The organism is Zobellia sp. OII3, from assembly GCF_002211465.1.
GTDB lineage: Bacteria > Bacteroidota > Bacteroidia > Flavobacteriales > Flavobacteriaceae > Zobellia > Zobellia galactanivorans.
The window spans coordinates 29,112-51,666 of sequence record NZ_MWRZ01000014.1 but is presented as its reverse complement, the minus strand read 5'-3'; the positions used below and the strand labels follow the sequence as shown (position 1 = coordinate 51,666).

Here is a 22,555-nt window from a genome sequence, read left to right as displayed (position 1 = left end):
TTATATATCTATGTTCTTACACACGCATCCTTATGAACCTTTTGTTTTTGAGCAGGCAGAAAAACTCATTGTAGGAACGCTTCCGCCCCCGCGGTTTACGACAGGTGAACTAAAGGCCGATGATGTCGATTTCTGCTATGGTAGTAGAAACGGCATGCTCTGGCCTATTCTAGACCGCATTTTCGATTTGGGCCTAGTGTATGAAAACACCCATTTGGCCATTGAACAACGCAAGAATTTTTTATTGGCCAACAAGATCGGGGTCTGCGATATTGTTGAAAGTGCCGAACGTGATAAGGTAGACGCTTCCGACTTGGGTATGCAGAATGTACGCCTAAGGAATTTACTGCATTATTTAGAGCGTTATCGGAACCTGAAGACCGTACTATTTATGGGCGGTAATAGCAAAAACGGTCCTGAATATTTTTTCAGGAAGCTGTTGAAACCCATAGGGGTCAAGTTGGAAACCATTTCGGAAGAGGTGCCGCGAATATATCAATTTCAACTCCCGGAAACGGGTCGGAAGATACAGACCGTCTCCCTGACGGCGCCATCGGGTGCCGCAAATAGGGCGGTGGGTAGTTTGGCTTCCTACAAAAGAATGAAGGCTGCCGATGCCGATTTTAATACCCTTGATTTTCGAGTGCTCCAATACCGCGATTTTTTTCTTTCCTAAGATATCCCTCTACTTTGGAATTACCATTGGAATAGCTGTAAACTAAAAAGAGCCCTATCGGTTTCGACAAGACTCTTTTACGAGAACACTATATGAAAATGAAAAAATTTAAATCCGTATTAATTACATTGTAAATGTAGCCCGTTATACCCTTGTGGGGTAATTATTGTTGTCAAGGCTGTTGTTTTTGTGGTGTAGTGTGGTATTTTTGTTATAAGACACGTTCAAGTGTCGGTAGTCGTGTATTATTACCGATATTTACAGGTCGAAAACCATAAGTATTCCTTTTAAATATTAAATAACCTATGCCGCATATAGAAAGATTGGTTGAGTTTAAGAAGTCGGTCAACAACAAGTTTAATGTCTACAATAGTCTGTTCTTGAATTTGCCGTATCGCAATATCGAGAACGTGGGTATGCTTATACCATTGTTGTTGGATCAATGTCAGAAAGGATTGGGTTCAGGACTTAACCCCCAGGAAATTCTTGAAAAGTTCTTTGAGAACTACGCGCATATCGATTCTGAAAAAGAACAGATCGATTTTATGTTCAAGATTATTCAGTACGTTGAGCGACAGGTGGTTTTGTACGATAGTGTTGAAGATGCAGCTTTTCCGAAGCTACAAGAGCATACACAGTCGTTATCGATCAAAGACTACTTTCAATTGGTAAATAAGAACAAGAGTTGGGACAAGGTGTCTAAAAAACTTTCTTCGTTCAGTGCCCGCCTTGTGTTAACGGCCCATCCTACACAGTTTTATACCCCGGCCGTACTCGATATCATCGAAGAATTACGATCGCTTATTTTAGAGGATAAGATAGACGATATTGATATTACCTTACAGCAGTTGGGGCTGACTTCTTTGATCAATTCAAAAAAACCTACCCCATTGGATGAAGCTAAAAATATCATTTACTTTTTACGCCATGTGTATTACAATGCCGTAGGGGACTTGTATGCTTATATCAAAGAAAATATAAAAAAGGACGACTTCGAGAATCACAATATTATGAAGTTGGGCTTTTGGCCCGGTGGTGACCGTGACGGAAACCCTTTTGTAACGGCCGATATTACAAAAGACGTGGCCGATGAGCTTCGTATCAACTTGATGAAGTGTTACTACAATGATTTGAAGATCATTCAGAAAAAATTGACCTTCAAAGATTTGCAGGAGCCTATCCAAAAACTCCGTGGCAACTTGTATACCGCCATGTTCGATTCAAAGAAAACCGTGGGCTATAACGATATCTTGCAACCACTTCTTGATATTAAGGAGTTGTTGATCAATAAATATCACAGCCTTTACTTAAAGGAATTGGAGAACTTTATCGATAAGGTGAAGATATTCAAGACCCATTTTGCCACCTTGGATGTTAGACAAGATCATAGCAAGCACAAATTGGCGATCGAGAGTATATTGAAGAACAATAAACTGATTAAAGAAAGTGTTGACGAGCTTTCAGAAGAAGCCTTGGTCGACCTTTTGATCAATAAAGACCTTAAGGTCAATGCCAGTGATTATTCCGAGGATATCGTTAAGGATACCATCACCAACATCAAGCAGTTGAAGAGTATTCAAGATGCCAATGGGGAAGAGGGATGCAATCGCTATATCATCAGTAATTCGGAAGATATTTTTTCGGTACTGTTCGTTTTTGGACTGTTCCGATGGTGCGGGTGGAAGAAAGAAGAGATCACTTTCGATATCGTACCCTTGTTCGAGACCATGAACGGTATGGAAGGGGCCGAAAAAACCATGCAAACGCTTTTCGATTTACCCGATTATAAGGCGCATCTTGAAAGAAGAAATCACAACCAGACCATTATGCTCGGTTTTTCCGATGGTACAAAAGATGGTGGATATTTAAAGGCCAACTGGGCTATTTTCAAGACCAAGGAAACCTTGTCAAAGGTGTGTGATAAAAATGGCTTCAACGCTATTTTCTTTGACGGACGTGGTGGCCCACCGGCACGTGGTGGTGGTAAAACGCACCGCTTTTATGCGGCCCAGACCAAGAGCATTGCCAATCATGAAATACAGTTGACCATTCAAGGACAGACCATAACCAGTACCTATGGTACCAAGGAGCAGTTTATCCATAACAGTGAGCAACTCTTGACGGCCGGTCTTTCAAACAACCTTTTCGGTAAAGAGAACGTGATTTCAAAAGAGCACAGAAAATTGATAGAGCAACTTTCTGAGTTGAGCTTCAAAAAGTACGATGCACTTAAGAACCATGATAAATTCATTCCCTACTTGGAGAACCGTAGTACGTTAAAGTACTATCAGAAAGCCAATATAGGTAGTAGACCGGGGAAAAGGGGCAATAAGAAAAAATTGGAACTTACCGATCTTAGGGCCATCTCTTTTGTTGGTTCTTGGAGCCAATTGAAACAGAACGTACCGGGTTATTTTGGTATTGGTACCGCTATACAGACCATTAAAAATGAAGGTAGGTTGTCTGAACTTAAGAAATTGTACAAAGAGGTGCCTTTCTTTAAAGCCTTGATGCACAATAGTATGATGTCGTTGTCCAAGTGTTATTTTGAGCTCACATCCTATATGCAGAAAGATGAGGAGTACGGAGATTTTTGGAACATCCTTCATGAAGAGTATCAACTGTCTAAGAAAATGTTGCTTTTGATTTCCGGAAGCAAGATTTTGATGGAAAACGAAGCGGTTTCCCGTGAGTCGATAAAAATACGTGAGAATATTGTTCTTCCGCTCTTGGTAATCCAACAGTTTGCCTTGCAGAGAATAGGCCAGGACACGAGCTTTAAGGACGAGTACGAAAAAATCGTAACGCGTTCGCTCTACGGCAATATTAACGCGAGTAGAAACTCGGCGTAAAACAAAGGCCCTTACTTTTAAAGTAAGGGCTTTTTGTTTATAAACGAATATGTTGTTTTTTTGGGATGCCCTAATCCTCGTAAACCTTGAACTCTGCGCCCATACCGTAATTGCGATGTCCGGTTTGGAGCAGTTTTGAGTTGGGATTATAGTTCCGGTCAAAGACCTGCCATTTTTTATTGTTGAAGAAAATGCGCCGTACGAAAGTACGTTGTGTAGCCTCTCCTTTTATAAAGGGCAATAAGGGCCTAAATGAGGTCGATATTTTTTGGATGCCACGGGCCGTTTTTATCTCACGGTATTTTTTGGTCTCTACCAATTTTCCGTCTTTATCGGCATAGCCTAAAACTTGAATCGAAACAAAAAGTCCCGACTCGGGAATGAAAATGGAGTTGGACAATAGGTCGAGTTCAAAAACCTTGTCGGCTTTTTCGTCCATGGCAAAAACTACATTTTCGTGGGGAATGCCCGCACCGGGGCTTCCATTGTTGTTTTCGTAGAACTGCACCCTGAATATGGTGGCGAACTTTCCCTTTCCCTTGGTTTTGTATTCCGATTCGGCATTGACGGGCAAGTAGAGTTTTGATATTTGTGAAACCTGGCCTTCATAGCGATGAAAGAGCACGGCTATTTCACTTTCCACGGTAGGCAACCAACAGGCAAAAATGTCTTTATGGGTCTGTGGTTTTTGCTTCCTCAACTTGAATTTTCCTTGTTTTGGGGCGGAAACGATAACCTCGCCAAGTTGTGAAACCTCTGGGGTAAGTGCCACGATATGGGGTTCGTGGGTATTGTCTTTTGGAATCGAGATTGCTTTTTCCGAATAGCCAAGTGCCGAAATATAGAGCGTATCTATGTCGGGGTATTTTTGGGAGGAAAATACAAAAAGACCTTCTTCGTCGGCAAAGGTACCCAGTCCGTCACCAAACGATATGGTCGCGAAGGAAACGGGGGAGCGGTCTTTGCTGTCTATAACCTTGATCTCTTGGGCATGGCCCCAATAGATAATAAGAAAGAAAAGAACGAGGGTATATCGCTTCATGGCGTAAACAATTAAGTACATAGTAACGGCCGTTAAGACCTTGTACTCTATTGAGAACGGGATTTACCGATTTTCAGTATTAAGAATCGAATTAATAAGACAAAGGGAAAACCATGTAAGACCACATCGAACCAATCTTTGGGCTGCATACCTATTGCTCCGCCCGTAATCCACTTGATTTTACCCCAAATATGGGGTTCGGGGAAAAAGGGGGCCAGACCTAGGGTAAGGCAGAGGAGCAATAGAAGCTTCCCGTTGTTGATAAGGTCTTTCATATTTTGATGTTTTTGTCAAAAAAAACTAGCGGATGGTTTCGATGAACTTGTCAATTCCATCCACGCCATGACCGTTTAAATGTTTGATAAAGGCCGAACCGATAATGGCCCCTTTGGCCGATTTTGTAGCCTGTTCGAAAGTTTCTGAATTGCTGATGCCGAAACCTACGATTTGGGGATTTTTTAGGTTCATATCGGCAATGCGTTGAAAATAGGCTTGCTGGGCATCGCCGAAACCCGATTGTGCCCCGGTAACACTAGCCGAGCTTACCATGTAAATGAATCCGTTCGAAACCGAATCTATAAACCGGATGCGTTTCTCGGAAGTCTGTGGGGTTATCAAGAATACATTGATCAGGCCGTATTTTTCAAAGGTCTCTTGGTATTCTTCATGATAGACATCTACCGGCAGATCGGGAATGATGAGTCCGTCTATACCAATTTCCTGGCATTTTTTACAGAAGGCCTCTACGCCGTATTGAAGCATGGGGTTAAAGTAGCCCATGATAATAAGCGGAATGGAAACCGATTGGCGGATATCTTTCAGTTGATCGAAAAGAATTTCGGTCGTCATGCCGTTTTTAAGGGCCGCCGTGGAACTTTGTTGAATGGTGGGGCCGTCGGCCAGGGGGTCACTGAACGGGAGGCCTATTTCGATCATATCGACGCCGTTTTTCTCCAATTGCTGTATGATTTCTACGGTGTCGCCCAGTTTGGGATAGCCGGCCGTAAAATAGATGGAAAGCAATTTGCCTTCCTCCTTCAGTTTTTTGTTGATTCTATTTCCCATAGTTTCAAATTCTGTTTTTCCTTTTTAATAGGATGGGCAAGTTCGTTCGGGATGCCGTTTTATAGGGTCCGTAAGATCTTGCCCAAGTATTTTATAGATTAAAATATTCGATGTAGTTGTTGAGGTCTTTATCGCCACGCCCCGATAGGTTGATCACTACGATATCTTCGGGCTTGAACTTTCGGTGTTCCAAGATGGCCAGTGCATGCGAAGATTCAATAGCCGGGATAATACCTTCCATTTTAGACAAGAGCAAGCCGGCGTTCATGGCATCGTCATCGGTAATGGAAATAAACTCCCCGCGGCCCGATGCGAATAAATTGGCATGCATGGGTCCGACCCCGGGATAATCCAATCCTGCGGAAATGGAGTAGGGCTCGGTAATTTGTCCGTCATTGGTCTGCATTAACAAGGTTTTACTACCGTGAATGATTCCCACTTTTCCCAAGGCCGAGGTGGCTGCACTTTCGCCACTGTCAATTCCTTTTCCGGCGGCTTCAACGGCTATGATGCCTACTTCCGGAATATCTAGGTAATGATAGAAGGCTCCCGCCGCATTACTTCCCCCGCCCACACAGGCCACTACGTAATCGGGATTTTCCCGTCCTTCCTTTTCTTTCAACTGCCATTTGATCTCTTCCGAGATTACCGACTGAAACCGTGCTACCATATCGGGGTAGGGATGCGGCCCGACCACACTACCGATAATGTAATGGGTGTCTACAGGGTTGTTGATCCAGTCGCGAATGGCTTCGTTGGTGGCATCTTTTAAGGTTCTACTGCCCGAAAGCGCAGGTCTGACCTCGGCACCCAACATCTTCATACGGGCCACGTTGGGAGCTTGACGGGCAATGTCTATTTCGCCCATGTAAACGATGCACTCAATGCCCATAAGGGCACAGACCGTTGCGGTAGCCACCCCATGTTGGCCGGCACCCGTTTCGGCAATGATCCTGTTCTTGCCCAATTTTTTGGCCATTAGGATCTGCCCAATGGTATTGTTGACCTTGTGCGCACCGGTATGGCAAAGATCTTCGCGCTTCAGGTATATTTTAGTGTTGTATTTTCTTGAAAGCCGATCTGCAAAATAGAGCGGGGTAGGGCGTCCTACATAATCTTTGAGCAATTGGTCAAATTCCTTTTTAAAGGAAGGCTCTTCCATGATACGGATATAATTCTGTCGAAGTTCCTCGGTATTGGGGTATAGCATTTCAGGAATATAGGCACCGCCAAACTCCCCGTAATATCCTTTTTCGTCCGCTTGATAGGTTTTCATAACAATTCGTAGTTAATATGAAGTCGTAGTACAAAGTAAAAAGTAGGGTCTCATACGTTTTACTCGATACTAAGTACTCTTTTAAATTCTTTTACTTTTTCAACATCCTTTAAACCCGGTTCTATTTCAAACTTACTGTTCACGTCTATGGCGTGGCAGTACTTTGCTTCCGGCCGGGTCATGAATTTCTTTAGGGAATCTACTTCGTTCAATCCGATACCGCCACTCAAAAAATAAGGTTTGGTAGAGGGGTAGTCTTTTAAAACTTCCCAATCAAAGGCATAACCATTTCCCCCGGGCAATTTCCCCTTGGTATCGAAAAGAAAGAAATCGCATACGGTTTCATATGGCTTTAATATACCAAAATCAAACTCGTTTTTAATGGAAAACACTTTGATGATACCAATGTGTTTTACTTTCAGCTTGAGCTCGGCGCAGTATTCGGGCGTTTCCGAACCGTGCAGTTGCACCAACAAAAGGTCGTGGTCTTGTATGCGTTCGACAACGGTTTGAATCCTGGCATCGACAAATACGCCGACTTTCCTTACCGTATGGGGTACGGGGGGCATTGGCCCCGTAAAATGTCGTTTGGATTTTTCCCAAAAAATAAAGCCGAGATAATCGGGTCTTAGTCCGGCAATTTCGGTCGTGTTTTTGTTCATACCACACACCTTCAGCTTGATCGGGGCATTTTCTATGGTAGAAGGCCCTGATTTTTTGGTCGTGTAATGATAGTCCATTTGAGTCATGGCATTGGGTCGCAATTACGACAATTGTTTGATAAATTCCTTGGCGTTTTCGCCGGGATTGTCCGTTTTCATAAAATTTTCCCCGATCAAAAACCCTTGATACCCGTAAGGCTTTAAATTTTTAATGGCCTCTATTGAGCTGATTCCGCTTTCCGATACTTTTACGAACTCGTCCGGAATGAGTTTTGAAAGCGATTTGCTAGTATCTAGACTCACCTCAAAAGTCTTTAGGTTTCGATTGTTTACGCCCAACATGTCGAGGCTGGGCATGATGCTTTTCTGTAGTTCGGCTTCGTTGTGTACCTCTAGCAACACATCTAGGTCTAGGCTTTTGGCCAACTCCGAAAAGGTTTTTATTTCCTCCTTCGATAAAATAGCGGCGATCAAAAGGATCACATCGGCACCATGGGCCCTGGCCTCTATAATTTGATATTCGTCTATAATAAACTCTTTTCGCAATAAGGGTAGGCGTACGGAAGCACGGGCCAATAACAGATCGTCCAACGAACCGCCAAAGTATTTCCCATCGGTTAAAACGGACATGCCACAGACGCCTGCATTTTCGTATCCGCGGGCTACGTCTTGAACGTTCAGGCCCTGGTTGATTTCCGATTTTGAGGGCGAACGTCGCTTGTGCTCGGCAATGATACCGGTTGAGCTGTTGCGCAGGGCCTTGCCCAAAGAAACCGTTTCACGTGCGAACAAGACCGAATTTTCCAATTGGGAAACGGGGATAAGCGACTTTCTTAAGTCTGTTTCCTTGCGTTTGTCGACTACTATTTTGTCTAGAATGTTCATCTTCTATGGGCCCTGGTGCCCTTGTTTAGTTTTTACTCAATTCTTGCAGTTTTTTCAATGCGTTTAGTCCTTTTCCGGCCAATAACGATTCCTTGGCTTGTTCAAAACCTTCTTTCGGACTCAGGTTCTTTACCGTGGCAATGGCAATTCCCGCATTGGCACAGACTACATTGTTCTGGGCTTCCGTACCTCGGCCTTGCAGTACATTTAAGAATATCTGGGCCGAATCTTCGATGGAGTCGCCACCGACAATTTGCGACTGTTCTATTTTTTCTACGCCAAAATCTTCGGGTTTCAACATGCTCTCCGAATTGTTGGAAATGGTTTTGGTATTGCCGGTCAACGAAATCTCATCATAGCCGTCCAAGGCGTGGAGTACGGTAAACTTCTTATCCGTATTCTGGTAGAGGTAGCCGTACATACGGGCCAGTTCGAGGTTGAAGACACCGACCATTTGATTCTTTGGAAAGGCCGGGTTTACCATGGGGCCCAACATATTGAAAAAGGTCTTTACGGCCAGTTCTTTTCTGATCGGGCCTACGTTTTTCATGGCAGGGTGAAATAAGGGGGCATGAAGGACACAGATACCTGCTTGATCGATCGATTTTTTTAGGAAGTCGGCTTCGTTACTGAATTTGATCCCTAAGAATTCCATGACGTTGCTGCTCCCGCATTTGGAAGAAACACCGTAGTTACCATGCTTGGTTACGTTTACGCCTGCGCCCGCCGTAACGAACGACGCCAAGGTGGAAATATTGAAGGTGTCTTTTCCGTCACCGCCCGTTCCACAAAGGTCGATCGGGTCGTATTCCGAAAGGTCTACCGCCAAGCACAGTTCTAAAAGGGCGTCGCGGAAACCTTCGAGTTCTTCGATGGTAATGCTGCGCATCATATAAACCGTTAAGAATGCGGCGATCTGACTCGTATTGTATTCGCCTTTGGCTATGTTTACCAATACCTGTTTGGCTTCCTCTTTGGGGAGAATATCGTGATTGATGAGCTTGTTTAATGTGTCTTTCATGGTCTTGTTCTTACTACAATGGGGTACGTATTAAATCGATTCCTGTGCTGTTCCGGTTTACTTCCCTAGCCAATTGGCGAGAATTTTTTTGCCTTCGGGCGTCAAGACCGATTCGGGGTGAAACTGAACGGCGGAAACATCGTAAACCTTATGGCGCAGCGACATGATCTGTCCGTTTTTATCGACCGAAGTGGCTTCAAGGCTTTCGGGCAAATTCGGGTCGACTACCCAAGAATGGTACCTGCCTACTTTTATTTTTTTAGGTAAACCCTCAAAATTGGGATCGTCTTTGGTGATGGTGATTTCGGTGGCGATACCGTGGTACACTTCGTCGAGGTTGATCAAGGAACCGCCAAAGACCTCGCCTATGGCCTGCTGGCCCAGACAAACCCCAAAAATACTTTTGGTAGGGGCGTATTTGGCAATAATTTCCTTTAGGAGTCCGGCTTCATCGGGTATTCCCGGACCTGGGGAAAGAACGATCTTGTCAAAGGCCTCGACTTCATCCAAGGTCAATTGGTCGTTACGTTTTACGATTACCTCACAATCCAGGTCTTCTAAATAATGGACCAAATTATAGGTGAAACTATCGTAGTTGTCTATTACTAAAATCTTTTTCATCGTTATATGCTTTCGGCAATTTTCAAGGCCTTGGTCAATGCGCCCAATTTGTTATAGGTTTCTTGCAGTTCGTCTTCGGGATCTGATGCGGCAACAAGGCCTGCACCGGCCTGATAATGCAATTGATGGTTTTTGCTTAAAAAGGTACGGATCATAATGGCATGGTTGAAATTGCCGTCAAAGTCCATAAACCCAATGGCGCCACCGTAGTAGCCGCGACTGGTTTTTTCGTATTTTTCGATGAGTTGCATGGCCATGTGTTTTGGGGCGCCGCTCAAGGTACCTGCGGGAAAGGTGTCGGCCACCACTTTCATGGTAGGGATATCTTTCTTTTTTTGCCCCACAACCTTAGAGACCAAATGAATGACATGGGAGAAGAACTGTACCTCCCTGTAGTTGGTAACCTCTACCATGCTGCCGTTCCTGCTCAAGTCGTTACGGGCCAGGTCGACCAACATAACATGCTCGCTGTTTTCCTTGTCGTCTTCGGTGAGTTCCTTGGCCAGAATGGCATCTTGTTCATCGTTTCCGGTGCGTTTGAAGGTTCCGGCAATCGGGTGGATTTCGGCCTTGCCCTCTTTTACGATGAGCTGTGCTTCCGGAGAGCTTCCGAAGATTTTGAAATCGCCATAATCAAAGTAGAACAGATAGGGTGATGGGTTGATGGAGCGTAGTGCACGGTATACGTTGAATTCATCTCCCTTAAACCCTTGGGAAAACCTACGGGAAAGTACCAGTTGAAAAACATCGCCACGTTGACAGTGTTTTTTTGCCAATCTCACGTGCTCCCGATATTCTTCATCCTGTAGATTGGAGGTGGCTTCGCCGTCGAGGGAAAAATTGTACGAAGCAAAGGTGCGTACGTTTAAAATGTGCGCTATTTCGGCCGTGTTTTCATCGGTGTTGAAACAGTGGGCAAAAATATAGGCCTCGTTCTTATGGTGGTCTATGGCAATAATATTCTGGTATACCGCATAATAAATGTCGGGTATGGCCACCGAATCATCTTTTTTACCGATTTCAACATCTTCGTAGTAGCGTACGGCATCATAGGCCATATAGCCAAAGATACCGTTGTTGATAAATTTGAAATCGCTTTCTTCGGCCTCGAACTTTTTACTAAAGTCGTGAATGACCTTTACGACGTCGGTGTTCGGATTGATTTGCGTTTCGTACGAAGTCTGGTCGGGAAACCGTTCCACAATGGTTTCGTTCTCGACCTTTATCGATGCAATAGGGTTGCAACAGATATACGAAAAACTATTGTCGGTGGCGTGGTAATCGCTACTTTCCAACAAAATGCTGTTCGGGAAACGATCGCGAATCTTAAGGTAGACACTTACCGGGGTAATAGTATCGGCCAGAATTCTTTTGTGATAAGATTTTAATTTGTACTTCATTTTGATAGTATTCAAATGCAAAAGGCTTGTCGTGATGACAAGCCTTTATATAGTTTTACTACAATGATGCTCAGCTCACGATGTCTGTCGAGAGTTGTTCCACCACCAAGTATTTACGTTATTTCTGTTCATTGGGTCAAATATAGAAATCATTTTTAAAACCACAAACCGATTGTTTGAAAAAAAAGCCCTGCCTTCATGACGAAGGTAGGGCTTAATATGCTATTGTTGAGCTAATTTAGAATTCTAGGTCAACAACAAGGTCAAACTCGTCATATATGGTCTTGTCTCCTAAATTTTCGAAGAAACTACCCGATCCGTATTTAATGTCATAAGCGGTACGGTCTACTTTTACTGAAGCGGTAGCTTTGCTGCCATAAACCGATACATCAAAGGTAACGGGTTTGGTAATACCTTTAATCGTAAGGTCTCCGGTTACTTCGTACGCATTTTTACCAGTGGATTTTACTTTGGTAAAGACCAATTTGGAGCTGGTGTGCTTTTCGGTAGAAAAGAAATCTTCGGACTTTAAGTGACCTTCCAACTTTCCTTTTGATTCGCCTTCAAGGTCTAGGGCGACCAAAGAAGTCATGTCGGCCTCAAATTCACCACCGGTTAACTTGTCACCATCAAAAATCAATGAACCTGATTTAAGGTTTACCGTACCATAGTGTGATCCGGTTACTTTGTATGCTTTCCAAGTAATCGTACTTGATTCGGTCTTAACTTCCTTTTTGTCTCCAACTGTCGGCTCTGTAGCCATTGCTACGCCAAATACCATGGCCAGTGCCAAACTTAATACTCCTTTTTTCATAATTGATGTTTAGATTTAAAATGAATAATTAGTGTTTCTATTTAAAATTTGTTGAACAATGTGTTCAGTTGTTCCATGTCCTGGTCCGATAGGTTCCTTAATATAAGGTCTTCTGCCTCGGTCATTGATCGGTCCATTTCTTTTAATATGTTCAGGCCTTCCTTTGTTATACGTATCTCGACCTTTCGTCGGTTCGAAGGACAAACCTTTCGGTCGACATAGCCTTTTAACAAAAGTTTGTCGACCAAACGGGTGGTGTTACTCATTTTAGAGACCATACGTTCATTAAGTGTCGCCAAACTCGCGGGTTTGCCCTTCTGGCCCCTTAAGATGCGCAGTACATTAAATTGTTGTAATGACACACCGTAGGGTTTGAGGGCAGCGCTCAAAGCTTCCGTTACCGTATTGTTGACCAATAAAAAATGGATCAGTGTACGGCTTTTTAGGGGAATTTCTTTTTCGGTCTTTAAAATATCTTCCACATTCATGTCTCTACAACAATTGTATATACAAATGTATGTCTAAAGTTCAGATCGTTAAAATTTCCGATAGATAATTTTTTGTTAAATATTTAGGAAATGCCTTTGGTTCAAAATCCGTAATTTTGGTTTTTAAATGGACATCCGCAATAGCGATAAAAATTAGATTATGAATTTATCACAAGAAGATTGGGAAGAGCAGCTGGAAAAAGATGACAATGCACTTATTCTAGATGTTAGGACTCCTGAAGAAGTAGAGGAGGGTTATATACCCAATTCCATCAATATAGATTTTTACCTTGGGCAAGACTTCTTGAACGAAATCGAGAAGCTTGACAAAAGTAAGAACTACTATGTATACTGCCGAAGCGGTAACCGAAGTGGTCAAGCCTGTGCCATTATGAACAGTGTAGGTATTGAGAATACCTATAACCTTGAAGGTGGGTTCATGAATTGGGATGGTGCGGTAGAAGGCGATTAGTGCCTTCTTGTCAAACCTACCTCCATAGCTTGGGTTTGGTGTTGTTGGAAAAATAATGGGCCCCGGTCAGTACTTTATAATGTACCGCCGGGGCCTTATTTTTTTTAATGATTTAGAATTTATATTTTTTGTGTATAAATTGTGCGTTGCAAAAACAGATCGTTTCTATGCGCGAAGACCTTCTTCATTTTATATGGAAATATAAAAAACTAAGGCTTTCCGATTTGCGGACGAGCCAAGGGGAAAGTTTGTCCATTATCGATTTCGGTAGGCACAATCACCTAGCCGGTCCTGATTTTTTTAATGCCCAAATAGACATAGGAGGCCAAGTGTGGGCCGGTAATGTCGAGATGCACCTAAAATCTTCCGATTGGTATGCCCACCACCACGAACAAGATACCAACTATAATAATGTCATATTACATGTAGTTTGGGAAGACGACGGTGACGTTTTTAGAAAAGACAATAGCCTCATACCTACATTAGAGTTGCGGAAGTACATTCCTTTGCAGCTCTTGCAGACCTATCAAAGTTTGTTCGATAGGAAAAATGTACACTTTATTAATTGCGAAAAGGATATAGGGGACTTCGATGACTTCTTGATGAAGAATTGGTTGGAGCGTCTTTATTTTGAACGGCTCGAATCCAAGGCCGGGTTTGTATTCGACCTATTGAAAAAATCGAACAACGATTGGGAGCAAGTACTGTTTACTTTCCTTTTGAAGGGATTTGGACTCAAAATTAACGGTGCGGCTTTTTTAAGCTTGGGGGCTGCCCTTGAATTTTCCATTTTTAGAAAACAGCAAGACAGCATTTTTCAAATGGAGAGCTTGTTGTTCGGTATGGCCCATCTCTTGGAAGACGATACGGTTTTGGATGACTATTATGTAGAACTCAAAAAAGAGTATGCCTATCAAAAGCGCAAATACGGATTAAGCGATGCCGGTGTTCAAAAACCGGATTTTTTTAAGCTTAGGCCGCCTAATTTTCCCACGGTGCGATTGTCGCAACTGGCCAATTTATACGCCATGCACCAAAGTTTGTTTCATTAAGGTAATCTCGGCGATAAGCCTAGAAGAGCTTTATGCTATATTTAATGTCAAGGCCAGTGCTTATTGGGACAGCCATTATACTTTTGGTAAAGAATCGCGAAAAAAGGCGAAAAAGCTAACACCGAAGTTTGTTGACCTATTGGTGGTAAACGTCATTCTTCCGTTGCAATTCTGTTATGCCAAACACAGGGGGGTGGATATTAACGAGCAAATAATTGAGGTGATATCCGAAATAAAGAAGGAAGGGAATACCGTTGTTTCGAACTTCGGAAAAATGGGCATAGCGCCATTAAATGCTAAAGAAAGCCAGGCTTTATTGCAGTTGTACAATGGGTACTGTACCCAAAACAAATGCCTACAATGTGTAGTGGGAACCAATTTATTGCGTTGAAATGGTTAAATTTGGCTTTGAAGATTTTGAAAAAACGCTCTAGTCGGCCTTCCATATAGTTTCAAACATCATTATGAACCTCTTCTATAAATTGCTTTATTATTTTCAGAAACGCGGTTTTGAGGTGTGCCGTAGAATAGCCGAGAGGTTGGGTATACGGGCCAGGGTCGTACGAACATCCTTTATTTACCTGACGTTCGTAACCTTGGGTTTCGGTTTTGCACTGTACTTGTTTTTGGCCTTTTGGTTGCGCATCAAAGACTTGGTCTATACCAAGCGTACTTCCGTTTTTGATCTATGATAATGATACAACTATTCAGGTCTAAGGTGTATATCGCGTTGGCGTTGATGTTGGGCGTGTTGTCGCTCGGTGTTTTCGGGTATCGCTACTTGTCCGACCTTACTTGGGTAGATGCGCTCTATATGACCATTATTACGGTGACTACCGTGGGCTTCTCCGAGGTAGGTCCAATGGATACCCAGGAAAAAATATTTACCGTAGTTTTAATCGTACTGAGCGTTTTTATTTTTGCATTTGCCATCTCGGTCATTACCGAATATATTTTGAGCAGAAGTTCGCTACAGGAATTAAAAAGGAAAAAAGTGAAAAATAAGATAGATAGCCTTTCCGGACATGTCATAGTGTGTGGTTTCGGTAGGAACGGAATGCAGGCCGTTGAGCGTTTAAGGGCGTATGAAAAGCCATTCGTCGTTATAGAAAAGGATAGGGAGGTTATTGAAAAATACGAGGAGGAGCTTTTATTTGTCGAAGGCGATGCCAATGAAGATGAAATACTTTTGGCTGCGGGCCTTGATCGTGCCCAACACTTGATTACAGCGCTTCCCGATGATGCGGCCAACCTTTTTGTGGTGTTGTCGGCGAGACAATTGAACAAAGACCTATTTATTGTTACTCGGGCGTCTTTGGTCACCTCCCAGAAAAAATTGCTTTTGGCGGGAGCCGATAAGGTGATTATGCCGGATAAGATCGGGGGCGACCATATGGCTTCCTTGATCGTAATGCCCGACCTTATCACCTTTATGGATAAGTTGGGAGTGGAGGGGGAGCACACCACCAATCTTGAGGAGGTGGCTATCGAAGATTTTAAAGACCAGGTAGAGTGCAACTCCCTCCGGGATTTGGACCTTCGAAAGCGAACGGGCTGTACGATAATCGGTTATATAGAGCCTGATGGTAATTATATCATCAATCCCGAAGCGGACCTGCAATTACAACCCAAGAGTAAGGTAATCGTCTTGGGAAGGCCCGAACAAATACGAAAACTAAATGAAATGTTCAGAATTGGCTAGCGCCGAGCTGCGTTAATTCAACATTATTATTTGATTGTGTTACTATTTTTTATGATATTGCTGCAATTGTTTTAAAACCACTGATACAGCATCGAACCTACAAAGATTAATATGAAGAAATTTACCTTATTGTTTTTTTTGCTACTAGGTGTAGTAGCCTTTTCCCAAGAACTTGTCGTAAAAGGCAAAGTCTATAATCCTTCCCCTCGAATAAATGACGGTGTAATTGAAGCAGATGTAACAGGAGGTACCCCTCCTTATACCTATAAGTGGAGCAATCAAGCAACTTCTTTAACTTCAAAAAGGTCAAGTGGACTGGTAGAAGGTATACCTTATACATTAACGGTAACCGATGCTGCCGGTAACTCCCAGACCAAGACCTTTAAAGTGAAGCCCGAGGCAATAGTAGAGATTTTTAACGGTACCATGACCCCTGCGGTGAGCGCCCTTGGATCGGTACTGTTTTGGGATCCTTTTGCGGCAGTGGGTATTTACGACCCCATAGTTTATGCCGATGTCAAATTGGTAGGAACACCGGGTTGGACCAGTAATATTCAAGATAGGTTTGTTCTCAAAAAGTGGCTTAAGGCTGAAGGGGAAAAGGTTCAAAAAGGAGATAAGATAGCGGTGATTTCCAGTAATGGCCAGGCCGATACTACGGTTGTAGCCCCTGCCAATGGCCAGTTGAAATATTTGGTCGACGAAGGAAAGGTTATCTATAATTCAGAAAACGCAAAGCACGTTATCGAGCAAGGGGCCCATTACCTTGCGGAAATAAAATACGATAAGCCTGTGGCAATGCAACACCCGAACGGTGATCCGATTTCAAATGGTATACCTTTTATTGTTATCTGGTTGGTTTTCGGAGCTACGTTCTTTACGCTGCGAATGGGCTTTATAAACATTAAAGGGTTTAAGCATTCCATTGACTTGGCCAAAGGAAAATACGACGATCCGGATGCGCCCGGTCAAGTAACCCATTTTCAGGCTTTGGCAACGGCGGTATCGGGTACCGTAGGTTTGGGTAACATTGCCGGTGTGGCCGTAGCCGTGTCCTTAGGAGGGGCGGGAGCTACATTTTGGATGATCGTCTGTGGTTTGCTAGGGATGTCCTCTAAGTTCGTGGAATGTACCCTAGGGGTCAAGTATCGCGATATCCTTCCTGACGGTAGGGTCTTTGGAGGTCCGATGAACTATTTGAGATACGGTCTTGAAAAGCGAAATATGAAGGGCTTTGGTAAGATATTGGCAGGCTTCTTTGCCGTCTTGGCCATTGGTGCATCTTTTGGCGGGGGCAATATGTTTCAGGCCAACCAATCTTTCGAACAATTGGCGGGCCAGTTTCCGGCCTTGGAAGGTCAAGGTTTCTGGTTCGGTGTTATAACCGCCATTCTTGTGGGTGTCGTTATTATCGGGGGAATCAACAGTATTGCAAAGGTTACCGGTCGGGTAGTGCCGATCATGGCTTCAATATATATTGTAGCGGCCTTGGCCGTTATCATTATGAATATACAGAATATCGGACCGGCGTTTTCGGCCATATTCGAAGGGGCGTTTAACCCATCGGCCCTAAAAGGGGGGATTGTAGGTGTGCTGGTGATAGGCTTTCAAAGGGCGGCCTTCTCCAATGAGGCGGGAGTAGGCTCCGCCGCTATTGCACATAGTACGGCAAAAACCAATCATCCACCATCTGAAGGCTTCGTGGCCCTTCTAGAGCCCTTTATAGATACGGTAGTGGTGTGTACCCTTACGGCATTGGTATTGATTTTTACCGGTATGCACGAGGTTGAGGGCTTGGCCGGTGCGCAGTTGACCTCCGATGCTTTTGGAAGCCAGATTTCTTGGTTTCCTTATGTCTTGGCCTTGGCGGTATTCCTTTTCGCCTTTTCGACCATGATTTCTTGGTCGTATTACGGTATGCGTGCTTGGACCTATCTTTTTGGGAAGAGCAAAAAATCTGAAATGGTATACAAGATGCTTTTCTTGGTATTCGTAGTAGTAGGTGCTTCGGTAAGTTTAGGGGCCGTACTCGATTTTTCGGATATGATGATCTTGGCCATGTCCTTTCCTAATATTATCGGTCTCTATATTATGTCCGGTGAGGTTAAGGGGGATTTGAATTCTTACTGGAAAAAATTAAAGGCGAACGAGCTTTTTAAAAAGCAGGTAGCCGCTAAGTAATATTGGCGCATTGCATGCGTATGGAAAATTTTAAATCCCACTTCAGGTTCAATAAACAGGAACGAAGTGGGATTTTTTATTTGTTGTTCATAATAATAGCCCTTCAAATCGGTTTTTTTATCCTTCGTAGTGTAACCGCTGAAAGCGGCGATAGCTCTTTTTGGCTAGATTCCCGGCTTCAGTCTGAAATCGATAGCTTAAAGGTTAGGTCGCAGCAAAAGGACTCGGTGAAGATATATCCGTTCAATCCCAATTACATTACCGATTACAAAGGGTATACCTTAGGAATGTCCATAGATGAAATAGATAGGTTGCACCGGTTCCGGAAAGCAGGTAAATTTGTCAATTCCGTAGAAGGGTTTCAAAAGGTAACCGGAGTTTCCGATTCCTTGCTTCGGGCCATATCCCCATATTTTAAATTTCCCGACTGGGTCCGAAAGAAAGAAAGGGTTCAAAAGGGAGTTACCGTATCGGGTATTCCAGAAAGGGAGTATGGGGCAAATCTTGGGATTCGCGATTTGAACGAAGTAACGGCCCAAGAACTTCAAGAGGTCAATGGGATTGGGGAAACCTTGTCCGCCAGAATCGTAAAGTTCAGGAATCGGCTCGGGGGATTTCTAGTCAATGAGCAGCTTTATGATGTTTACGGGCTAAAACCTGAGGTGGTCGAGCGCACATTAGAGCGCTTTCAAGTGTTGAAAAAGCCCGTTGTTGAAAAAATTAACATTAATACGGCATCGGCCAAAAGCTTGTCAAAATTAGTATATATTCAAAAAGAAGTCGCTGAGAGCATAGTAAATTACAGAAACGTTAATGGAAACCTTGTTTCTTTTGATGAATTGTCAAAAATCGAGAATTTTCCAATAGAGAAGATTGATAGAATTAAGTTATATTTGGCCTTATAAATTGAATTGCTATGCAGAGCATGTACTTTACTGAAGAACATCAGTTATTTAGAGAGAGTCTCAGGGATTTTTTGTCGAAAGAAGTGATTCCCCATATCGATAAATGGGAAGCTACCGGCACCATAGAGTCTTTTATTTGGAAAAAGTTCGGTGAAATGGGGTATTTCGGCCTTGCAACCGATGAAGCCTATGGGGGATTAGGATTGGATCTCTTTTATACCGTAATATTCTTGGAAGAGCTTCAAAGGGTAAATTCCGGTGGTTTTGCCGCCGCAATGTGGGCGCATGCTTACTTGGCTATGACGCATCTGAACAAAAATGCCAACCACGAACAGAAGCTGGCGTATTTGACCCCAAGTGTCAATGGGGAGAAAATCGGCTGTCTGGGGGTTACTGAGCCCTTCGGTGGCAGTGATGTGGCCGGAATGAGAACGACGGCGCTAAGAGATGGGGATGAATATATCATCAACGGTTCAAAGACCTTTATTACGAATGGGGTGTACGGCGATTATTGCATACTTGCCGCAAAAACCGATCCGTCCGCAGGAAACAAAGGGATAAGTATCTTTATTGTCGATTTGGATAGTAAAGGGGTTTCGGCCAGTAAGCTCAATAAATTGGGTTGGCGTGCCTCGGATACGGCGGAATTGGCTTTTGATAATGTACGGGTTCCCGCTTCGAATTTAATGGGGTGCGAGGGCAAGGGGTTTACCTTTATAATGGAGGCCTTTGCCTTGGAACGTTTGGTTATGGGAATCAATGCCCATGCAAGGGCCGAATATGCCCTTGAGTACGCTATGCAATATATGTCCGAAAGGGAAACTTTCGGGAAGCCTATAAATCAATATCAGGCCCTCAGGCATAGGTTGGTCGACGGCCATGCCAGTATGGATCTGTGTAAGCAGTACAATTATGGGGTCGTCTACAAAATGAACAAAGGGGAGTATGTGGTACGTGAAGCTACTATTTCAAAGTTGAAATCTACGGAAATGGCCGATAAGGTCGCCTATGATTGCTTGCAGTTTTTAGGAGGTTACGGGTATATCGAAGATTATCCTATGGCTCGTATGTTCAGGGATAGCCGATTAGGGCCGATAGGAGGGGGTACCTCTGAAATCCTCAAGGAAATTATCGCTAAAATCATCATAGATAAAAAAGAATATCGTCTGCCTAAAGACTAGCCATGACTTGTAAATAAAGGAGTGCTGTTAAAAATTGACAAATAATTTAAAAACAAGTAGTGCTCAATTCTAAATAAGTTTATATATTTGCAGCCTTAATTCTAAAGAGAGGAGGTAGTAGCCAATGTTAATTATACCAGTAAAAGAAGGAGAAAACATCGATAGGGCTTTGAAACGTTTCAAGCGTAAATTCGATAAAACGGGTACGATGCGTAGATTACGTAAGCGTCAGCAATTCACAAAACCCTCCGTTGAGCGCAGAGCGCAGATACAAAAAGCAGAATACATTCAAGGTTTAAGGGATAAAGAAGAAATTTAATATCCTTTACTAAGTGTACAAATAAGAAAATCCCATCGTAAGATGGGATTTTTTTTGTTTGGGATATGTCTTAGGATGTTTTACAATCTATCCTTAAATTTAGCGTTAGATGAATCTTAAGATTTAAAGGTAACTTCGTAACATGGCGCTAGAGTCGTTTATATCATATCTTTCCTTGGAGAAGCATTATTCGGAGCATACCGTAAATGCTTATAAAAAGGATATTGGGTCTTTTATCGATTTCTGTGCCCGGCGTCACGGGAGTGGGGCCATAGATGGGGTGTCGTATTCCGTAATTCGAACTTGGGTGGTCGATTTGGTTGAGTCCGGTATTTCGAACCGAACGATAAACAGGAAGATGGCCGCCTTAAAGGCTTACTATAAATTTTTGCAAGGAATAGGGGGTATTTCGGTAAATCCCCTGGCAAAACATAAAGCCTTGAAAACGGCGAAGAAAATAGAGGTTCCTTTTTCGGAAAAGGAAATGGAAGATGCCCTTTTTCAGGTGGACTTTTCCGATGACTTTGAAGGTGTTCGTGACCGGTTGGTTATAGAGCTGTTCTATACCACGGGTATCAGGAGGGCCGAATTGGTAAATTTAAAGCTGTATGACGTTGATTTGCCTGCTCGATCGATCAAGGTGCTGGGTAAACGGAATAAAGAACGTATAGTGCCTTTATTGCGGTCTACGGTTGATTTGTTTTCCCAATATTTTGTTAAGCGGGAGGCCTTGCCGAAAGTGTCCGATGAAGCCTATGTTTTTTTGCTGAAATCCGGTGACAAAATATATGAAACCCTTGTTTATCGATTAATAAATAAGTACTTTAGTAAGGTGTCGTCCAAGGTGAAAAAGAGTCCCCATATCTTGAGACATACCTTTGCTACGCATATGCTCAACAAAGGGGCCGATATAAATTCGGTCAAAGAGTTGTTGGGGCATGCGAGTTTGGCTTCTACCCAAGTGTATACGCACAATGGTATAGCTGAATTGAAAAAGGTGCATGCCAAGGCTCACCCACGGGCCAAGAAGTAGTGAGATCAATTTCATTGTTAACATAAAAAACTATAACCTATGAAAGTAAATGCGCAATCAGTAAATTTTAATGCGGATCGAAAACTCATCGATTTTTTGCAGAACAGAATGGATAAGCTTGAGACCTTTTATGATAAGGTCATTAGTTCCGATGTGTATTTGAAGGTGGAGAATACAAGTTCGAAGGAAAATAAAATAGTGGAGATAAAGTTGAATATCCCTGGGGATAAATTTGTAATAAAAAAGCAATGTAAGACTTTTGAGGGGGCAATTGACTCATGTTGTAACTCGCTGGAAAGAAAGCTGATAAAACACAAGGAGAAATCAAGGGTGCAAGCTTGATAAAAAAAATTCTAATTTTTGTTTTGAATAAACAAAAAAACGTATACATTTGCAGTCCGTTAGAAATAGCGGACTTTTTTATGCTGAAAATAGCGTGGAAAGGCCGATGTAGCTCAGCTGGCTAGAGCAGCTGATTTGTAATCAGCAGGTCGTGGGTTCGAGTCCCTCCATCGGCTCTAAAAGTTCTTTAAAAAAAATGTTTTGGGGAGATACTCAAGCGGCCAACGAGGGCAGACTGTAAATCTGCTGACTATGTCTTCGCAGGTTCGAATCCTGCTCTCCCCACTTTTTTTAAAAAGCCTGGTTTTTATTCGGGTTTTGAAATATTGTAGTATTATAATTTGCGGGAGTAGCTCAGTTGGTAGAGCGTCAGCCTTCCAAGCTGAATGTCGCCGGTTCGAACCCGGTCTCCCGCTCTAATGAACCAAGGTAATGTTGTATGGTTCCGATCAGAAAAACATTGAACCTTGAACCTTGAACCTAATAAGCCGACGTAGCTCAGGGGTAGAGCGTTTCCTTGGTAAGGAAGAGGTCACGGGTTCAATTCCCGTCGTTGGCTCAACTAA

24 protein-coding genes and 4 tRNA genes are annotated in these 22,555 nt (G+C 43.1%); 17 read left to right on the top strand and 11 right to left on the bottom strand.

Going from position 1 to position 22,555, the window contains the following annotated elements; genetic code table 11:
* The first annotated feature begins 10 nt into the window (after positions 1–10).
* Together B4Q04_RS20840 and B4Q04_RS20835 are read left to right on the top strand one after the other, a co-directional pair.
* A complete protein-coding gene (locus B4Q04_RS20840) occupies positions 11–676 on the top strand; it encodes a uracil-DNA glycosylase family protein (protein WP_013992055.1) in 666 nt (221 codons plus the stop codon).
* A 305-nt stretch (positions 677–981) separates the two neighbouring features.
* Positions 982–3,528, top strand: coding sequence for a phosphoenolpyruvate carboxylase (locus tag B4Q04_RS20835; RefSeq protein WP_088697969.1), 2,547 nt, complete (start codon positions 982–984; stop codon positions 3,526–3,528).
* A 70-nt stretch (positions 3,529–3,598) separates the two neighbouring features.
* Here the strand turns inward: B4Q04_RS20835 and B4Q04_RS20830 are convergent, their stop codons facing one another.
* The 11 genes from B4Q04_RS20830 to B4Q04_RS20780 all read right to left on the bottom strand — a co-directional run bounded on the left by B4Q04_RS20830 (position 3,599) and on the right by B4Q04_RS20780 (position 12,802).
* Positions 3,599–4,591, bottom strand: a complete 993-nt coding sequence (locus B4Q04_RS20830) for a carboxypeptidase-like regulatory domain-containing protein (protein ID WP_236631069.1) — start codon at positions 4,589–4,591, stop codon at positions 3,599–3,601.
* A gap of 26 nt (positions 4,592–4,617) precedes the next feature.
* Positions 4,618–4,845, bottom strand: a complete 228-nt coding sequence (locus B4Q04_RS20825; RefSeq protein WP_013992052.1) for a hypothetical protein — start codon at positions 4,843–4,845, stop codon at positions 4,618–4,620.
* Positions 4,846–4,870: 25 nt separating this feature from the next.
* Positions 4,871–5,635 carry a tryptophan synthase subunit alpha gene (gene trpA / locus B4Q04_RS20820; RefSeq protein WP_013992051.1) on the bottom strand — a complete coding sequence of 255 codons (765 nt, stop codon included), beginning with the start codon at positions 5,633–5,635 and terminating at the stop codon, positions 4,871–4,873.
* Positions 5,636–5,726: 91 nt separating this feature from the next.
* Positions 5,727–6,911 carry a tryptophan synthase subunit beta gene (gene trpB / locus B4Q04_RS20815; RefSeq protein ID WP_088697968.1) on the bottom strand — a complete coding sequence of 395 codons (1,185 nt, stop codon included), beginning with the start codon at positions 6,909–6,911 and terminating at the stop codon, positions 5,727–5,729.
* A gap of 59 nt (positions 6,912–6,970) precedes the next feature.
* Positions 6,971–7,651: a phosphoribosylanthranilate isomerase gene (locus B4Q04_RS20810; RefSeq protein WP_231854790.1), complete on the bottom strand. Its 681-nt coding sequence runs from the start codon at positions 7,649–7,651 to the stop codon at positions 6,971–6,973.
* Between the two features lie 24 nt (positions 7,652–7,675).
* Positions 7,676–8,458 (bottom strand): indole-3-glycerol phosphate synthase TrpC, encoded by a 783-nt coding sequence (gene trpC, locus B4Q04_RS20805; protein WP_013992048.1) that lies wholly within the window; start codon positions 8,456–8,458, stop codon positions 7,676–7,678.
* Positions 8,459–8,483: 25 nt separating this feature from the next.
* Entirely contained in the window at positions 8,484–9,479 is a 996-nt protein-coding gene (trpD, locus tag B4Q04_RS20800; RefSeq protein WP_013992047.1) for an anthranilate phosphoribosyltransferase, read from the bottom strand.
* A 57-nt stretch (positions 9,480–9,536) separates the two neighbouring features.
* Complete coding sequence (locus B4Q04_RS20795; RefSeq protein WP_088697967.1) at positions 9,537–10,100, bottom strand: anthranilate synthase component II; 564 nt, start codon at positions 10,098–10,100, stop codon at positions 9,537–9,539.
* 2 nt (positions 10,101–10,102) lie between these two features.
* Positions 10,103–11,500 carry an anthranilate synthase component I family protein gene (locus tag B4Q04_RS20790; protein ID WP_088697966.1) on the bottom strand — a complete coding sequence of 466 codons (1,398 nt, stop codon included), beginning with the start codon at positions 11,498–11,500 and terminating at the stop codon, positions 10,103–10,105.
* 238 nt (positions 11,501–11,738) lie between these two features.
* Positions 11,739–12,314: a YceI family protein gene (locus B4Q04_RS20785; RefSeq protein WP_013992044.1), complete on the bottom strand. Its 576-nt coding sequence runs from the start codon at positions 12,312–12,314 to the stop codon at positions 11,739–11,741.
* Between the two features lie 41 nt (positions 12,315–12,355).
* Complete coding sequence (locus B4Q04_RS20780; protein WP_013992043.1) at positions 12,356–12,802, bottom strand: MarR family winged helix-turn-helix transcriptional regulator; 447 nt, start codon at positions 12,800–12,802, stop codon at positions 12,356–12,358.
* A gap of 157 nt (positions 12,803–12,959) precedes the next feature.
* Here B4Q04_RS20780 and B4Q04_RS20775 point away from each other — a divergent pair, with 157 nt between their 5' ends.
* From B4Q04_RS20775 to B4Q04_RS20710, 15 genes are all read left to right on the top strand, one after another.
* Positions 12,960–13,274: a rhodanese-like domain-containing protein gene (locus tag B4Q04_RS20775; RefSeq protein WP_046287314.1), complete on the top strand. Its 315-nt coding sequence runs from the start codon at positions 12,960–12,962 to the stop codon at positions 13,272–13,274.
* Between the two features lie 167 nt (positions 13,275–13,441).
* Positions 13,442–14,326 (top strand): DUF2851 family protein, encoded by an 885-nt coding sequence (locus B4Q04_RS20770; RefSeq protein WP_317042133.1) that lies wholly within the window; start codon positions 13,442–13,444, stop codon positions 14,324–14,326.
* Positions 14,214–14,717 carry a DUF2851 family protein gene (locus B4Q04_RS23135; RefSeq protein WP_317042132.1) on the top strand — a complete coding sequence of 168 codons (504 nt, stop codon included), beginning with the start codon at positions 14,214–14,216 and terminating at the stop codon, positions 14,715–14,717. The genes B4Q04_RS20770 and B4Q04_RS23135 overlap by 113 nt, the downstream gene beginning before the upstream one ends.
* 73 nt (positions 14,718–14,790) lie before the next feature.
* The gene (locus tag B4Q04_RS20765; RefSeq protein WP_013992040.1) at positions 14,791–15,018 is read left to right on the top strand and encodes a PspC domain-containing protein; all 228 of its coding nucleotides are present in this window, start codon (positions 14,791–14,793) and stop codon (positions 15,016–15,018) included.
* Positions 15,019–15,020: 2 nt separating this feature from the next.
* Positions 15,021–16,028 (top strand): potassium channel family protein, encoded by a 1,008-nt coding sequence (locus B4Q04_RS20760; RefSeq protein ID WP_046287721.1) that lies wholly within the window; start codon positions 15,021–15,023, stop codon positions 16,026–16,028.
* Between the two features lie 111 nt (positions 16,029–16,139).
* Positions 16,140–18,209 carry an amino acid carrier protein gene (locus B4Q04_RS20755; protein WP_013992038.1) on the top strand — a complete coding sequence of 690 codons (2,070 nt, stop codon included), beginning with the start codon at positions 16,140–16,142 and terminating at the stop codon, positions 18,207–18,209.
* Positions 18,210–18,229: 20 nt separating this feature from the next.
* Entirely contained in the window at positions 18,230–19,114 is an 885-nt protein-coding gene (locus B4Q04_RS20750) for a ComEA family DNA-binding protein (RefSeq protein ID WP_046287313.1), read from the top strand.
* Positions 19,115–19,125: 11 nt separating this feature from the next.
* Entirely contained in the window at positions 19,126–20,295 is a 1,170-nt protein-coding gene (locus tag B4Q04_RS20745; protein WP_088697965.1) for an acyl-CoA dehydrogenase family protein, read from the top strand.
* Positions 20,296–20,419: 124 nt separating this feature from the next.
* Positions 20,420–20,614 (top strand): 30S ribosomal protein S21, encoded by a 195-nt coding sequence (gene rpsU, locus B4Q04_RS20740; RefSeq protein WP_038234876.1) that lies wholly within the window; start codon positions 20,420–20,422, stop codon positions 20,612–20,614.
* Positions 20,615–20,756: 142 nt separating this feature from the next.
* On the top strand, positions 20,757–21,647 hold the full coding sequence (locus B4Q04_RS20735) for a tyrosine-type recombinase/integrase (RefSeq protein ID WP_088697964.1): 891 nt from the start codon (positions 20,757–20,759) through the stop codon (positions 21,645–21,647).
* A gap of 39 nt (positions 21,648–21,686) precedes the next feature.
* Positions 21,687–21,989, top strand: a complete 303-nt coding sequence (hpf, locus tag B4Q04_RS20730; protein ID WP_088697963.1) for a ribosome hibernation-promoting factor, HPF/YfiA family — start codon at positions 21,687–21,689, stop codon at positions 21,987–21,989.
* 102 nt (positions 21,990–22,091) lie between these two features.
* A tRNA-Thr gene (locus tag B4Q04_RS20725) sits at positions 22,092–22,165 on the top strand.
* Between the two features lie 27 nt (positions 22,166–22,192).
* Positions 22,193–22,274 (top strand) — tRNA-Tyr (locus tag B4Q04_RS20720).
* Positions 22,275–22,332: 58 nt separating this feature from the next.
* Positions 22,333–22,405 (top strand) — tRNA-Gly (locus B4Q04_RS20715).
* Positions 22,406–22,476: 71 nt separating this feature from the next.
* Positions 22,477–22,548: transfer RNA gene (locus tag B4Q04_RS20710), tRNA-Thr, on the top strand.
* Positions 22,549–22,555 lie beyond the last annotated feature (7 nt).

Coding starts and splice junctions, on each gene's coding strand:
- B4Q04_RS20840 (WP_013992055.1), top strand. CDS start 11: ATGTTCTTACACACGCATCCTTATGAACCTTTTGTTTTTGAGCAGGCA.
- B4Q04_RS20835 (WP_088697969.1), top strand. CDS start 982: ATGCCGCATATAGAAAGATTGGTTGAGTTTAAGAAGTCGGTCAACAAC.
- B4Q04_RS20830 (WP_236631069.1), bottom strand. CDS start 4,591: ATGTACTTAATTGTTTACGCCATGAAGCGATATACCCTCGTTCTTTTC.
- B4Q04_RS20825 (WP_013992052.1), bottom strand. CDS start 4,845: ATGAAAGACCTTATCAACAACGGGAAGCTTCTATTGCTCCTCTGCCTT.
- trpA (WP_013992051.1), bottom strand. CDS start 5,635: ATGGGAAATAGAATCAACAAAAAACTGAAGGAGGAAGGCAAATTGCTT.
- trpB (WP_088697968.1), bottom strand. CDS start 6,911: ATGAAAACCTATCAAGCGGACGAAAAAGGATATTACGGGGAGTTTGGC.
- B4Q04_RS20810 (WP_231854790.1), bottom strand. CDS start 7,651: ATGGACTATCATTACACGACCAAAAAATCAGGGCCTTCTACCATAGAA.
- trpC (WP_013992048.1), bottom strand. CDS start 8,458: ATGAACATTCTAGACAAAATAGTAGTCGACAAACGCAAGGAAACAGAC.
- trpD (WP_013992047.1), bottom strand. CDS start 9,479: ATGAAAGACACATTAAACAAGCTCATCAATCACGATATTCTCCCCAAA.
- B4Q04_RS20795 (WP_088697967.1), bottom strand. CDS start 10,100: ATGAAAAAGATTTTAGTAATAGACAACTACGATAGTTTCACCTATAAT.
- B4Q04_RS20790 (WP_088697966.1), bottom strand. CDS start 11,500: ATGAAGTACAAATTAAAATCTTATCACAAAAGAATTCTGGCCGATACT.
- B4Q04_RS20785 (WP_013992044.1), bottom strand. CDS start 12,314: ATGAAAAAAGGAGTATTAAGTTTGGCACTGGCCATGGTATTTGGCGTA.
- B4Q04_RS20780 (WP_013992043.1), bottom strand. CDS start 12,802: ATGAATGTGGAAGATATTTTAAAGACCGAAAAAGAAATTCCCCTAAAA.
- B4Q04_RS20770 (WP_317042133.1), top strand. CDS start 13,442: ATGCGCGAAGACCTTCTTCATTTTATATGGAAATATAAAAAACTAAGG.
- B4Q04_RS23135 (WP_317042132.1), top strand. CDS start 14,214: ATGCCGGTGTTCAAAAACCGGATTTTTTTAAGCTTAGGCCGCCTAATT.
- B4Q04_RS20765 (WP_013992040.1), top strand. CDS start 14,791: ATGAACCTCTTCTATAAATTGCTTTATTATTTTCAGAAACGCGGTTTT.
- B4Q04_RS20760 (WP_046287721.1), top strand. CDS start 15,021: ATGATACAACTATTCAGGTCTAAGGTGTATATCGCGTTGGCGTTGATG.
- B4Q04_RS20755 (WP_013992038.1), top strand. CDS start 16,140: ATGAAGAAATTTACCTTATTGTTTTTTTTGCTACTAGGTGTAGTAGCC.
- B4Q04_RS20750 (WP_046287313.1), top strand. CDS start 18,230: ATGGAAAATTTTAAATCCCACTTCAGGTTCAATAAACAGGAACGAAGT.
- B4Q04_RS20745 (WP_088697965.1), top strand. CDS start 19,126: ATGCAGAGCATGTACTTTACTGAAGAACATCAGTTATTTAGAGAGAGT.
- rpsU (WP_038234876.1), top strand. CDS start 20,420: ATGTTAATTATACCAGTAAAAGAAGGAGAAAACATCGATAGGGCTTTG.
- B4Q04_RS20735 (WP_088697964.1), top strand. CDS start 20,757: ATGGCGCTAGAGTCGTTTATATCATATCTTTCCTTGGAGAAGCATTAT.
- hpf (WP_088697963.1), top strand. CDS start 21,687: ATGAAAGTAAATGCGCAATCAGTAAATTTTAATGCGGATCGAAAACTC.